Origin of the sequence: Halogeometricum sp. S1BR25-6, from assembly GCF_031624495.1 — an archaeon.
GTDB lineage: Archaea > Halobacteriota > Halobacteria > Halobacteriales > Haloferacaceae > Halogeometricum > Halogeometricum salsisoli.
The window spans coordinates 47,348-60,724 of record NZ_JAMQOP010000004.1 but is presented as its reverse complement, the minus strand read 5'-3'; the positions used below and the strand labels follow the sequence as shown (position 1 = coordinate 60,724).

The 13,377-nt window shown below is 65.4% G+C and carries 12 protein-coding genes and 2 pseudogenes; 5 read left to right on the top strand and 9 right to left on the bottom strand.

All coding sequences use genetic code 11. The features are described from left to right. The first annotated feature begins 166 nt into the window (after nt 1-166). From NDI76_RS17695 to NDI76_RS17675, 5 genes and pseudogenes are all read left to right on the top strand, one after another. The gene (locus NDI76_RS17695) at nt 167-967 is read left to right on the top strand and encodes an SDR family NAD(P)-dependent oxidoreductase (protein ID WP_310925478.1); all 801 of its coding nucleotides are present in this window, start codon (nt 167-169) and stop codon (nt 965-967) included. A 19-nt stretch (nt 968-986) separates the two neighbouring features. Beyond that, nucleotides 987-2,020: pseudogene (locus tag NDI76_RS17690) on the top strand (ABC transporter transmembrane domain-containing protein); the annotation flags it as partial. 33 nt (nt 2,021-2,053) lie between these two features. Further along, entirely contained in the window at nt 2,054-2,419 is a 366-nt protein-coding gene (locus tag NDI76_RS22665; protein WP_425498383.1) for an ATP-binding cassette domain-containing protein, read from the top strand. A gap of 330 nt (nt 2,420-2,749) precedes the next feature. Then, nucleotides 2,750-3,904: a cobalamin-independent methionine synthase II family protein gene (locus NDI76_RS17680; RefSeq protein ID WP_310925476.1), complete on the top strand. Its 1,155-nt coding sequence runs from the start codon at nt 2,750-2,752 to the stop codon at nt 3,902-3,904. Nucleotides 3,905-4,114: 210 nt separating this feature from the next. Next, nucleotides 4,115-5,215, top strand: a pseudogene (locus NDI76_RS17675) (CNNM domain-containing protein). Between the two features lie 48 nt (nt 5,216-5,263). On the opposite strand, the gene NDI76_RS17670 reads toward NDI76_RS17675, so the two are convergent. The 9 genes from NDI76_RS17670 to NDI76_RS17630 all read right to left on the bottom strand — a co-directional run bounded on the left by NDI76_RS17670 (nt 5,264) and on the right by NDI76_RS17630 (nt 13,305). Further along, nucleotides 5,264-5,968: an ABC transporter ATP-binding protein gene (locus NDI76_RS17670; protein ID WP_310925475.1), complete on the bottom strand. Its 705-nt coding sequence runs from the start codon at nt 5,966-5,968 to the stop codon at nt 5,264-5,266. A 52-nt stretch (nt 5,969-6,020) separates the two neighbouring features. Continuing rightward, nucleotides 6,021-6,776, bottom strand: coding sequence for an ABC transporter ATP-binding protein (locus NDI76_RS17665; protein ID WP_310925473.1), 756 nt, complete (start codon nt 6,774-6,776; stop codon nt 6,021-6,023). Then, nucleotides 6,773-7,822, bottom strand: a complete 1,050-nt coding sequence (locus NDI76_RS17660; protein ID WP_310925472.1) for a branched-chain amino acid ABC transporter permease — start codon at nt 7,820-7,822, stop codon at nt 6,773-6,775. Before NDI76_RS17660 ends, NDI76_RS17665 begins: the two co-directional genes overlap by 4 nt. Next, on the bottom strand, nt 7,819-8,733 hold the full coding sequence (locus NDI76_RS17655; RefSeq protein ID WP_310925470.1) for a branched-chain amino acid ABC transporter permease: 915 nt from the start codon (nt 8,731-8,733) through the stop codon (nt 7,819-7,821). Before NDI76_RS17655 ends, NDI76_RS17660 begins: the two co-directional genes overlap by 4 nt. A gap of 3 nt (nt 8,734-8,736) precedes the next feature. Beyond that, a complete protein-coding gene (locus NDI76_RS17650; protein ID WP_310925469.1) occupies nt 8,737-10,104 on the bottom strand; it encodes an ABC transporter substrate-binding protein in 1,368 nt (455 codons plus the stop codon). Nucleotides 10,105-10,563: 459 nt separating this feature from the next. Next, a complete protein-coding gene (locus tag NDI76_RS17645; protein ID WP_310925468.1) occupies nt 10,564-10,926 on the bottom strand; it encodes a hypothetical protein in 363 nt (120 codons plus the stop codon). A 105-nt stretch (nt 10,927-11,031) separates the two neighbouring features. Further along, nucleotides 11,032-11,355, bottom strand: coding sequence for a DUF1097 domain-containing protein (locus NDI76_RS17640; RefSeq protein WP_310925467.1), 324 nt, complete (start codon nt 11,353-11,355; stop codon nt 11,032-11,034). A gap of 155 nt (nt 11,356-11,510) precedes the next feature. Continuing rightward, the gene (locus tag NDI76_RS17635) at nt 11,511-11,840 is read right to left on the bottom strand and encodes a DUF8026 family protein (protein WP_310925466.1); all 330 of its coding nucleotides are present in this window, start codon (nt 11,838-11,840) and stop codon (nt 11,511-11,513) included. A gap of 1 nt (nt 11,841) precedes the next feature. Continuing rightward, nucleotides 11,842-13,305, bottom strand: a complete 1,464-nt coding sequence (locus NDI76_RS17630) for a sodium-dependent transporter (RefSeq protein WP_310925465.1) — start codon at nt 13,303-13,305, stop codon at nt 11,842-11,844. Nucleotides 13,306-13,377 lie beyond the last annotated feature (72 nt).

Below are 13,377 nucleotides of genomic sequence, written 5' to 3'. Positions count from 1 at the left end.
GCTGTAACGGCGGGTTGCCGATTCCGGCGTCCGGTTCACGCGGTCCGGAGTCACCGGACGGTCTCCATTCCGGCAATCTGCACTAACGCCGGCCGACCCGCGACGGAGCGGAATGTCGGAGATGGCTGTGCAGTACATACAAGTGCTACTCGCGCTCAGAGACCCTATGGGCAGAGCGAACTACTCGTTCGACGGCGAAACCGTCGTCGTTACCGGCGGCAGTTCGGGAATCGGACGGGCGGTCGCACGGCGGTTCGGCGGCGCCGGGGCGAACGTCGTCGTCGCGGACGTCAGAGAGGCCCCCAAAGCGGCGAGCGGCGAGGACGAACGGGCGCCGACGCACGCTCGAATCCGTCAGGACGGCGGGACGGCGTCGTTCGTCGAGACCGACGTCTCCGACCCCCGACAACTCGAATCGGTCGTCGAGGCCGCCCGCGAGTTCGGCGGCGTGGACGTGATGGTCAACAACGCGGGCATCTTCCGGGGTGCACCGCTTCTTCAGACGGAGAGCGAGACCCTCGACGAACTGTACGGGGTCAACGTTCGAAGCGTGCTCGTGGGGACGCGGGCGGCCGCACAGGACATGCTGGACCGGGGCGCGGAGGGGACGATACTCAACACCGCGTCGATCAGTTCGGAGTTCGGACAGGCGAACCACGCGGCGTACGACGCGACCAAGGGCGCGGTGATGATGCTCACTCGGGTCGCCGCGCTCGAACTGGCGCAGAGCGGCGTCCGGGTCAACGCCGTCGCGCCGGGAAGCATCGACACGCGAATCGGGTCCTCGCATTCGAACCGGTCGGAACCCCCCGAATCCGGGTGGCAGAAACTCCGGAAGGACATTCCGATGGGACGGTCGGCCGACCCCGAAGAGATCGCCGGGAACTATCTGTTCCTCGCCAGCGAAGACGCGTCGTACGTCACGGGACACCTTCTCTACGCCGACGGCGGGTACGCGGCGCTGTAGACCGTCGGCACTCGCTTCGATGAGGAAGTACGCCCGAAAGCGGCCTCAGACCGGTGTATTTCGTAGTCGAAAGCGGGTGAAGACGCCGAGAAGACAACTACTTTATCTGTTTGTCTCATCGACAGGGCAGATGTCCGAAGAGCGTCACACGTTCGAGTGGTACCGAAACGGCGTCGAACGCCCGCTGTGGCGACTCTTCTCCGCATTCGGGAGAGGGCGGCTGCCGTGGTTCGTCGTCGGTCTGGTCGCGGGGTTGTTCGAACGGTTGGCCTCTCTCGTTCCGTCGTTCGTCCTGGGAGTCGCCATCAACGCCGTGTTCAACCAGCAGACAGGGTACCGACTTCCGCTCGTTCCGGACGCGTGGATTCCGACGGCGCGGGTATCACAACTGTGGCTCTCGTTCGGACTCACCAGCGGGTCGTTCGTCGTCGCCGCCGCCCTCTCGACCGTTCGGATGCTCACGGTCGACTACTACAGCCACCACCTCATGCACACGGTCCGGACGAACACGTACGACAAACTCCAGCGGATGGGGATGCAGTTCTTCGACCACCAACAGAAGGGAGAACTGATGAGCGTCCTCAACAACGACATCTCCAACTTCGAGCGGTTCTTCGACGACGCGCTCACGAGGGCGGTGCGAATCGTCACGGTCATCATCGGCATCACCGGCTTTCTCCTCTATCTCAACTGGCAGTTGGCGATCATCACGCTGCTCGCGGTACCGCTGCTCGTGGCGCTCACCGCGTGTTCATGCGCCGGGTCGAACCCATCTACGACGACATCCGGGTCGCCGTCGGTACGCTGAACACGCGCCTCAAGAACAACCTCGGAGGGATACACCTCATCAAGAGCATGACGACCGAACCGTACGAGTCGGCGCGCGTCTCCGACGCCTCCTACGCCTACTTCGAGACCAACTGGGACCGAATTAAACTCGCGACCGTCTACCACCCCGGAAGCAGTTTCATCACGAACGCCTCCTTCGGCGTGACGTTCCTCGTCGGCGGATACTGGGTCGTCGTCGGACCGCCGCCGCTGCTCTCGGGGACGCTCACCGTCGGAGCGCTCGTCACGTTCCTGTTCATGAGTCAGCGGTTCACGGGTCCGCTCAAGCAGATCGCGTTCGTCATCGAGCAGTACGAGAACGCGCGAGCGTCCGGGAAGCGAGCGGTGGGGCTCCAAGATATGCCCGAACGGATTCGCGACGCTCCGGACGCCGTCGACTCCGAGGGGCGGGCGGGCCGCGTGGAGTACGACGACGTGACGTTCTCGTACGACGCGTCCGGAGCCTCGGTACTCGACGGAATCAGTTTCGCGGTCGACCGCGGCGAAACGGTCGCGCTCGTCGGACCCACCGGCGCGGGGAAATCGACGGTGTTGCAGCTTCTTCCTCGGATGTACGAGGTGAACGGCGGGAGTATCGAGATAGACCGTCGAATCGAACCGTAGAGACACGAAAGCGAGAGTGGGGTTCGGTTGCTCGAATATAAGTCCAAATTTTGATTTTGAAGTCTTCTGACACGTTATTAGGTTCTAGTAGCGAGCATCTGTACGTGCTAAGCTGCCTTTCTCGTATAAAGCCGAGTACAGAGGAATATAGAAACGTATGTCTACAAACTACATATCTGTCTCCACCTGCTTGGATTTGTCTACTCCGAAATTAACGTCCGATGTTCGAATCGAAGCGTCGCTCAGGTCACCTCCGCTCCGCCGACCGACCGGCGCTCCAATACCACAGGTTATATTGTCCGATCTAACTATTACCGAGACGAGTACTCAATGACAGCGAACGACGACCGCATCCGCACGACGCACATCGGAAGCCTCCCGCGCCCGCCGGAACTGCTCGACCTCCTGAAGAAGCGACAGGACGACGAGGACGTCGACGCCGACGAGTGGGACGAAACCGTCGCGGACGCCACGCGCCGCGTCGTCGAGCGACAGGCCGACGTCGGCATCGACGTCGCCAACAACGGCGAGCAGTCCCGCGTCTCGTTCAACTGGTACGTCGAGGACCGACTCAGCGGCATCGAGGGCAAACGCGAACAGGAACTCTGGGCGGACCTGCAGGAGTTCCCCGACTACGCCGAGGAGACGTTCAAAACGGACGTCATAGACCTCTCGATGCACCCCGTCGTGGCCGACGCCGTCGAGTACACGGGCCACGACGACGCCGAGGCCGAACTCGTAGCGTTCGACGACGCCCTCGACGCCGTCGGGGCCGACTTCGAGGACACGTTCGTCACGTCGGCGTCCCCCAGCGTCGTCACCGCCACCCACGTCAACGACTACTACGACTCCTACGAGGAGTTCCTCTTCGCCGTCGCCGACGCGATGGCCGAGGAGTACGAACTCGTCGCCGACACCGGGATGACCCTTCAGATAGACGCCCCCGAACTCCTCACTATCGGCCAGACGGCGGCGTACGCCGACGAATCCCTCGAAGACATCAAGGGCGCCACGCGCCTTCACGTCGAGGCGCTCAACGAGGCGCTGTCGGGCGTCCCCGAAGAGCAGGTCCGCCTCCACACCTGCTGGGGGAGCTACGAGGGTCCCGGCCACCTCGACACCGACTTGGTCGAGATGCTCCCGGAGATATACGAGGCCGACATCAGCGGACTCAGCGTCGAGCAAGCCAACCACCGCCACCAGCACGAGTACCGCGCGTTCGCCGAGCATCCAGTCCCGGACGGGTGGACGCTCATCCCGGGCGTCGTCGACGTGAAGACGAACATCATCGACCATCCGGAGACCATCGCGGACCGCTTGGAGCGAGTCGCCGACGCCGTCGACGACGGAACGCCGCTCGTGGCCGCGCCGGACTGCGGGTTCGGCACGCAGGCCGGCATCGGGATGGTCGACCCCGAGATAGCGTGGGCGAAACTGGAAGCACTCGTCGAGGGCGCCGACATCGCGACCGAACGGGTGTACTGACGGACCCGAGAGTCGGCGAGTAGAACTATCCGACGGTCGTTTGTACCGTGCCGTGCGAGGGGGTTATCTGCCTGTCCCGGTTCGCCTCGCACCCCCTCGCTCTGCTCGAATCCGCGCGAATTTCCCGCCTCGCCGTCGTGTGATTTGTACTCGAACACCGGCTCGGCGGCAACAATATTTACCCATCGGTGGCGGTTTGGAGAAAAGAGAATGGCTACGGTCGCGACAATCGGACAGTTAGTTGCCGGCCTGGCACTCCTGTTGGGCAACGGGTACTTCGTCACGGTCGAATTCGCCATGACCCGCGTTCGGCAGTTCGACGAGGCGGAGTTCCAGGGCTCCCGGGGGCTCGAGCGCGCCTAGGAGATGACAGAACGACTGGAGATATTTCTCTCCGGCTGTCAGCTCGGTATTACCATCTGCAGCGTCGGGCTCGGCGTCGTCGCCGAACCCGCGCTCGCGGCGTTACTCGACCCGGTGCTCGCGGCGCTGGGAATCGGGGGACTGCTCGGACCGGGTAGCGGCGGTCACACCGCGCTCGCGGCGCTGACGGCGCTCGCCATCATCAACCTCCTCCACCTGACGGTGGGCGAACAGGCGCCGACGTACCTCGGCATCGAGCGGTCCAAACAGATCGCGAAGTACGGCGCTCCCATTCTCTACTGGTGGACGCGCATCTTCTCGCCGGTCATCCGGCTGGCCGACTGGATGGCGAAGGCCATCCTCTCGGCGTTCGGCATCGAGATGACCCGGTCGTGGGCCGAAGAGGAACGCGAAGACGGGGACGTAGAGGCGACTTCGCGGGGCGAACTCATGAACCAGATGGGCAGCGTTCTCGGGAACCTCGACGTTTCCGAGGAGCGACGCGAGGAGATCATCAACGCCATCGCCATCGACCGAATCCAGACATCCGACGTCATGGTCGACCGCGAGGACATCGTCCCGCTGTCGACCGAGCGGTCAGTCGCCGAGAACGTCGAGACAATCCGGTCGAGCCCGCTGACCCGTTTCCCGCTCGTCGGGGCGAGCCTCGACGACGTCGTCGGCGTGGTCTACCTCCCGGCGTTCGTCCGCTCGCAGGACGACCTCGAATCGGGAGACGCCGACTTCGCCGATATCTCCTCGCCCGCGCTGACCGTCGCGCCGGACCTCCCTATCAGCGACCTGATCGACGAGTTCCAAGAGACCGACCAAGAACTGGCCGTCGTCGTCGAAGACGGGCGGACGGTCGGTCTCATCACCGCGACGGACGCGTTCGAGGCCATCACGGGTCAGTTGGAGGACCCACAGGACCGAGAAGCCGAGTCGTAGTTCCGACCGGAAGGTCCCCGACGGAGCCGAGCGGTACTCGCTCGCGGCTCACCCGCCGAGGAACTGCCGGCGCACCTCCTCGTCGTCGAGTAAGTCGTCGCCCGACCCCTCGTAGCGGTTCTCGCCGTTGGCGAGGACGTAGCCGCGGTCGCAGCGTCTGAGCGCCTCCTTGGCGTTCTGTTCGACCATGAGGACGGCGGTTCCGGCCTCGTTGACGGCGTCGACGCGGTCGAACATCTCGGTGACGAGGTCCGGCGAGAGGCCGGCGGACGGTTCGTCCAACAGGAGCAGGTCCGGGTCGAGCATCAGCGCACACCCCATCGCGAGCATCTGCTGTTGGCCGCCCGAGAGCGTCCCCGCGTTGGCGTCGAGTTTGTCCCGGAGGACGGGGAAGCGCTCGAAGACGGCCTCGCGGCGCGCCTCGGGTTGCTCGTCGAGAATGTACGCCCCGAGCCGCAGGTTCTCCGCGACGGTCAGCGAGGGGAACACGTTGTCCACCTGCGGAACGTAGCTCAGCCCCTCGCGGATGACGGACTCCGGCGGGTGGTCCGTGATGTCCGTCCCGTCGAAGGTGATGGCGCCGCCCTGCCTGTCGGCGAGGCCGAAGACGGCCTTCATCGCCGTCGACTTACCCGCGCCGTTCGGGCCGACGATGGCGACGTACTCGCCGGGGTCGACGTGCAGGTCGACGTTCGAGAGCACCCGCAGGTCGCCGTAGCCGGCGTCCAGCGCGGAGACGTTCAGGAGGCTCACGCGCTCGCCTCCGAGTGTCCGCGTTCGCCGTGGTGTAGTGTTCGTATCACGGTCATTCTCCCAAGTAGGCCTCGATGACGCGTTCGTCCGACAGGACGGTCTCCGGGTCGCCCTCGACGAGCAGCGACCCCTGCTGGAGGACGACCAGTCGGTCGACCAGTTCGGTCAGCGTCTCCAGTTCGTGCTCGATGACGACGACGGTCATTCCCTCGTCGTTGAGCGCGCGGATGCGCCCGGCTATCTCCCGCGTGAGCGTCGGATTGACGCCCGCGAACGGTTCGTCCAAGAGGAGCAGATTCGGGTCCAACATCAGCACGCGGGCGAGTTCGAGCAGTTTGCGCTGCCCGCCGGAGAGGCTCCCGCTGTACTCGTCGGCGAGGTGGTCGAGTTCGAACGTCTCGACGAGTCCGTCGGCGCGCTCGCGGACCTCCTGCTCTCGGTCGCGCATCGACTCCGTTCGAAAGAGCGCGGGGAGCGTGCGCTCGCCGGGTTGGTCCGACGCCGCCAGACGCACGTTGTCGCGGACGGTCATCGTCTCTAACTCTCTCGTGTGCTGGAACGTCCGGACCATGCCGGTTCGGGCCAGCGACTCCGGCGAGTCGCCGGTCACGTCCGCGCCGTCGAGCAGGACGCGACCCCCGTCGGGACTCACGACGCCGCTGACGCAGTTGAAGAACGTGGACTTGCCGGCGCCGTTCGGTCCCATCACGCCGACCAGTTCGCCGCGGTCGACCGAGACGGAGAGGCCGTCCAGCGCGCGGAGACCGCCGAACGTCTTCACGAGGTTCTCGACGGCGAGGAGGCTCACGTGTCCACCCCCAACTCCTCGGCGTCGCCCCAGATGCCCGCCGGTCGGTAGCGGATGACGGCGACCAGTACCAGGCCGACGACGACGAGGCGGACCGACGCGAACGCGTCGGCGGATATCGGCGTCACGCCGAGTGCGAACCGCGAGAGCAGTCGCAGCCCCATGATGACGGCGAGGCCGGCCAGCACCCCGCGGTGGTTCGCCGCGCCGCCGAGCAGCATTCCGATCCACACCGTCACCGTCACCTGGATGGTGAAGTAGCCCGGCGCGACCGCGCCCGTGTAGAGGGCGAACAGCCCCCCGGCCAGCCCCGCGAGGGCGGCCCCGTACACGAACGACTGCATCTTGTAGGTGATCACCGACTTGCCGACCGACCGGGTGACGAGTTCGTCCGCCCGAATCGCCCGCAGGACGCGTCCGTAGGGCGCCTCGGTCAGTCGCGTCACCGCCGCGAGGGTGAGGAGCATCACGCCCCCGAACAGGAGGATGGTCGCCAGCATCGCGGTGTCGGCGTCGCCCGCGAGGTCCGAGACGGGTTGGGGGATGCTCCCGATACCGACGTTGCCGCCGAAGATGCCCTCGAAGCTGACGAACAGCGAGTGGACGATTTCGGCGGTCGCCAGCGTGGCGACGGCGAGGAAGTCGTCGCGGAGCCGAATCGAGGTGGCGCCGACGGCGGCGCCGAGCAGAGCCGCGGCGACGATACCGCCGATGAGGGCGACGGGCCACGGAAGACCGAGGCTGATGCCGGCGAAACTGTCCCGCGCGGACAGCATCGCGACGGCGTACGCGCCGACGGCGAAGAACGCGACGTGCCCGAAGTTCACGAGGCCGGTGTGGCCGTACTGGAGGTCCAGTCCGAGCACCAATACGCCGTAGAGGGCGAAGAGGATACCCACCTCGAAGAACACGTACAGCGACCCCGGAAGCGAGACGACGAGCGGCGTCAACGCGAACACCGCCGCGAGGAGCACGCAGAGGCCGCCGAGGAGCAGCGCACCGTTCCCCGCGGCGTCCCCGAGCGGGAGTCTGTCGGCGACGCTCACGCCTCGCGCACCTCCTGCGCGGCGAGTCCGCTCGGCTTCACGAGGAGGACGACGATGAGGATGAGAAACGCCATCGCCGAGGAGAGTTCGGTCATCCCGCCGGGGAGGAAGGCCGTCGAGAGCGACAGCACCAGTCCGATGATGTACGACCCCGCGATGGCGCCGTAGGGGCTCCCGGCGCCGCCGAGGATGGCGGCCGCGAGAATCTGCAGGATGTGGCTGTAGCCCGTCCCGGCGCTGACGTTCGTCTGAATCGCGATGAGCACGCCCGCCAGTCCGGCGAGGACGCCGGCCAGCACCCAGACGCTGTCGCGAATCCACTGCGTGTCGACGCCGCGGACGCGCGCGAGGTCCTCGTCGTCGCCCATCGCCCGCATGGCGATGCCCACGTCAGTCCGGGTCAGGAGACCGTGGAGGAGGAAAAAGACGGCCACCGCACAGCCGACGACGACGAGGTGCTCGGAGGTGACGAAGAAGTCGCCGAGCAGGTCGAACGGCCCCACCGGGACGTCGGGGACGCCGGAGAGTCGAAACGTCGCTGTCTCCGTGTCGAAGTAGCGGGCGTTCCGTCCGGCCGCGAGCCGGATGAGGTTTCGGAGCGCGATACCCAACCCGATAGAGGTGAGAAGCATCGGCACCGGACCGGTGTGGTTGATGGGCGTGAAGAACAGTCGCGCGAGCACGAGACTGGCGACGCCGCCGCCGACCATCGCCACCAACACCGCGACGGGGAGCGGCAAGGGGAGCGTCACCGCGGTGAGCAACCCGACGAACGCGCCGATAGTGAGGTACTCGCCGTACGCGAAGTTGATCATGTTCACGATGCCGTAGATGAGCGTGAACCCGATAGCGGCGATAGCGATGTACGACCCCGTGACGAGGCCGAAGATGACGTTCTGGAGGAGTCCCATCGCTCAGTACTCACCCTCCTCGACGAACCCGCGAACCTCCTCGGCCGGGATGACCTCCGCCTCGGTGAACTCGCCGTTCTCGGCGACGCTGATGGTCACCGAACCGAAGACGTTGCCGTGCTGCGTGAAGTTCGTCGGGGTCGCCGCGCCCTCGAAGTTGACCTCCTCCCCGTTCGCCAAGGCCTCCTTCCCTTCCGCGAACGTCGATACCGTCATCCCCTCGCCACCGCTGACCGGTCCGAGATTCCGCTCGATGGCCTCCGGCGTCGCCTCGCCGGCGCGTTCGACGGCGAGAGCGACGACGTGCATCGCGTCCCAGGCCGGCGGCGACCACGCGTTGACCTCCGCGTCGCCCGCGTTCTGAAACGCCTGCTCGAAGGTGTCGTAGTTCGGTCCCGACTGTCCGGGCGAGGCCGCCCACGCGCCGTTCAATGCGTCGCCCACCTGGTCGATGACCGCCTGCGTGCCCAGCGTGTCCGAGAGGACGGGTTGGCCGCCGTAGCCGCCGTCGGCCCAGTCGCTCAGCATCGTGATGGCCGACTCCTGCGGGAGGCTGACGAGGAACGCGTCGAAGTCGGCGCCGAACAGGCGTTCGAGCGCGGACTGGTAGCTGGACTCCCCGAGACCGACCTCCACTCGCTGTGCGACGCTGCCGCCCTCGGCCTCGTACGGCGCGAGGAATCCCTCGACGTAACTCCGCTCCCCTTCGGTGTTGCCGTTGATGACGCCGATGGTCTCGAAGCCTTCGTCGAGCGTCCGCTTCGCGTTCCCGGCCGTGTGGACGGTGTCGCCGACGACGGTCCGCCACACCCACTCGTCGTCGTCGAGGTTCTCGGGCGTCCCCTTGTCGCCGCCGCGGGTGTCGAGGAACGTCGACCCCGGCCACGGGGTGACGACGGGCGTCCGCTGCTCCTGCAGGAAGTCCCACAGCGGGTTTATCTCGCTGGAGAACAGCCCCAGAATCGCCGACGCGCCGTCGTTCTCTATCAGTTGCGTGACGACGGTGCGGGCCTCCTGCGGGTTGACGCCGGTGTCGCGGCGCACGAGTTCGACTTCGGTCCCCAGCGGACCCCCAGCGTCGTTGATGTTCTGAAGCGCGGCGTCGGTCGCCTGCGAGACGCCGGGTTGCAGGAAGTCCCACTGGCCCGTCTGCGCGGCGGGTTGCCCGAACACGATGCTGTCCGGCGAACTTCCGCCACCCGCCGTGCCGCCGTCCGTTCCGGTGCTCCCGCCGCCGTTCCCCTCGGTTCCGCCGTCGCCACCCTCGTCGCCGCCTTCGACGCCGAGACAGCCCGCCACCCCGACGAGACCGCCCGCGCCCACACCTTTGAGAACTGCTCTCCGCGTCGCCGTGCCGTTGTCGCTCACCATGCGTGATAATCACACATCATCAGGGGGTCGTATAACCCTCCCCGACCATGGACGCTCAGATGTCACAGTGTCGAACGTTCGTCAGATATTAGTATCGTTTCCGGTTGATACGGTCACTAATATGTCATAGGTAGCCCATACGTTCGGAAATTTTCGCGTGCGATTCGGTCGCCATCTTCAGCGATATTCGAGGACGACCGACGACGGATGGAGACGGTTCGAGCGGCTTTCGCCAACTACGCTGTTAACCATGTGAGCATATGCTACGACCACAAGTCCCCCTACCTCTCGTTCGTTATTTATCTGATCTAATGTTTCTATACTATCCGTTTATATCTCTATTATGGGTATTGTAGATTCTTATTGAGGCGATGCGTTTTCTGACCTGGGCGAGGAGGGAAGGGTTTGAGAAATATAGTAGTACTTCTGGATCCGGCGGTTCGGCCCGATCGCTCGTCGTCACCGTCCGCTCGGCCGGACCCGCGCGCTACGCCGTCTGAAGCCTCGATTTCCTGATCGCCTGCCCGCCGAAGGCCAAGATGAGGGCGCCGATACCGGCCACGATAGCGAGGAACTGGGTCGGCGTGCGTCGAGCACGCTAAACCACGGGTGATAGAGCACCCACAGCAGGGCGCAGAGGCCGACGGTCGCACCGATGCCGGCCCACTCCCAGGGTTTCACGTCCACCGGTTCGCCGTCCACTTCGGGGAACGTGATGAAGATGTTGAACCACCCCAAGAACCCTCCGAAGATTCCCGCGAGGCTGATCCAGCCCCAGCGAATCCAGGGGTTGACGAGCCACGCGAGGTCGCCGGAGATCAACGGACCGCCGCCGGTGCCGGGCCCGCCGACGATGCCGGCGAAGTAGAGGACCAGGAATCGACAGCCCGTTGAAGTACGCGAGGCTCTTGTCCATCCCGTTCGGAATCAGCGTGAGCAGGTACGTCGCCGCGGCGACCATGACGAACAGCAGCACCGCGGACGAGGCGACGTGGTTGACCCCATCACGTCCACGACGTAGTTGTTGACGGTCCCGAAGACCGCCATCGTGAACGCCCCCAGCGGGAACAGCCCGTAGATCCACTTCAACTGCCCCGGAGAGGAACCGAACGTGAAGTACTCGGCCCACGCGATGAACGAGGCCCAGACCGGGATGCTGTACACCCCGAGGAGCGTCCCGAACGGGACCGAGACGAACGCGGTGATCGCGACCGCAAGCCAGAGCGGGACGCGGGGCGTCTCCTCAGGCATCGGACTCACCCCCCGCGGCGGCGTCGGAGTCGCTTCCGCCGACGAACTGCTCGACCCGTTCGGCCATCGCCACGGCGAACGCCTCGTCACTGATGTCCGCGTCCATCTCGACGAGGTCGACACGAGACGCAGCGGATTCGAGGGCGGTCCCGCGCCTAGCTCTCTCGTTCGATGGTCTCCAGTTCCGCTATCTGCTCTGCGGACCAGTCGTAGTACGGTTCTTCGATCTCTCGTAGCGTCCGTACGCACTCGTTGTGCCGTTCTCGTGCGTCGGTCGTGTAGGGGTCGTTCGGGTGCGTCCGAATCCACTCTCGGAGGTCCGCCAGCGCGCGCGGGGAGTAGCTGTCGACGCTCCCCTGTTCTCTGAGCAGTTCGAGTTTCCGCTCTTCGGTCCGAAGCGACCTGACGAGGGCGACGCTCGCGACGCCGGGGAGCACGAGCAACGAGAGGAGCATCGTCACCCAAGCGAGAGTCGAGAGCGCCATCTCAGTCACCCCCCTTGGACGCGGGGTCCGGAGAATCGCCCATCCCGTCCGTGACGCCCATCACGGCCATGCTCACGGCGACGAGAGCGACCATGAGCGCGACGCCCAGTATCATCAGCGTCTGGTTCTCCGTCCCGATGCTCCCGACGACGCCGTAACCGACGATGAATACCATCACGATGGGGATAACGTATTTGACGACCGGATTCCACCACTGACCGATGTAGATTCCGGCGTTGCGATTGAGGTCGATGACGCGAGCGCGCTCCGGACCGAACTTCCACGCGACGAGCGCGATGATGGATAGCGTCGCCAGCGGGAGTCCGAAACTCCCGATGATGAAGTCCATCTGACCGAGGAACGACGACGAGTAGGCGCTCGGAAGCCCGAACAACCAGATGGCCCCGCAGACCGCGAGCACCGACCCGGTGCGGGAGAGACGCGTCTCTTCGGAGACGGAGGTCACGCCGACTTCGGTGATGCCGAGGCCGGAGGTGAACGTCGCGAAGAAGAAGGAGACGAAGAACACGACGGCCCACAGCGCACCGCCGAGCAGTTCAGGGAACACGCGAGCCAGCGAGATGAACAGCAGATTGGACCCTGCACTCGGTTCGAGTCCGAACGCGAAGACGACGGGGAACGTCGCGAACACCGCGAGGAGCCCGATACTCGTATTCCCGATGGCGGTGAACAGACCCCCGCCGAGCGGAACGTCGTCGTACCGACCGAGGTAGCTCCCGTAGGTGAGCGCGATACCCCATCCCAGCCCCGTCGAGAACAGCGCCTGACTGAGCGCCGCGATCCAGGTGCTCCCGCGGGTGAGGTACGTCCAGTCGGGCGTGAACACGAACGCCAGTCCGTCCATCCCACCGGGAAGGGTGACGCCGCGCACCGCCACCGCGAGCAGGGCGACGACGAGCAGCGGAATCATCCACTTCACCACCCGCTCGATGCCGCGGCGGATGCCGAAGACGAGAACGCCGGCGAGTCCGGCCATGGTCACCGTGTGCATCCCGATGACCAGCGCCGGGTTGGAGATGAAGCCGTCCCAGAACGCCTGCGGTTGGAAACCGGGTTGGGTGAACGTCGCGAGCAGCGAGTGCCCCGCGTAGTAGAGCGCCCACCCGATGATCGGCGCGTAGTACGACATCAGCGCGATGTTGACGACGAGGACGACGAGACCGAGTCCCCGTGCACGCTTGCTCTTGGTGAGCCGTTTGAACGCCCCGATGACCCCGTGGTTCGTGTACCGGCCCACCATCGTCTCGGCCATGAGACCGGGGACCGCGATGACGTACAACAGGAGGATGTAAGCGATGAGGAACGCCCCACCGCCGTTCTGTCCCGTGGTGAACGGCATCCGCCAGATGTTCCCGGCCCCCACCATCGCCCCGAGCATCGCCATGAGGAAGCCGAACCGACTCCCCCACTCCTCTCTCGCCGTTCTCGCCTCTGAGTCTGCCATGATATCTCTACCCATGCTATTCTGAAGACGGCGGTTATATCAGCGCCCTCCCATGGGAGGGAACTCACAGGT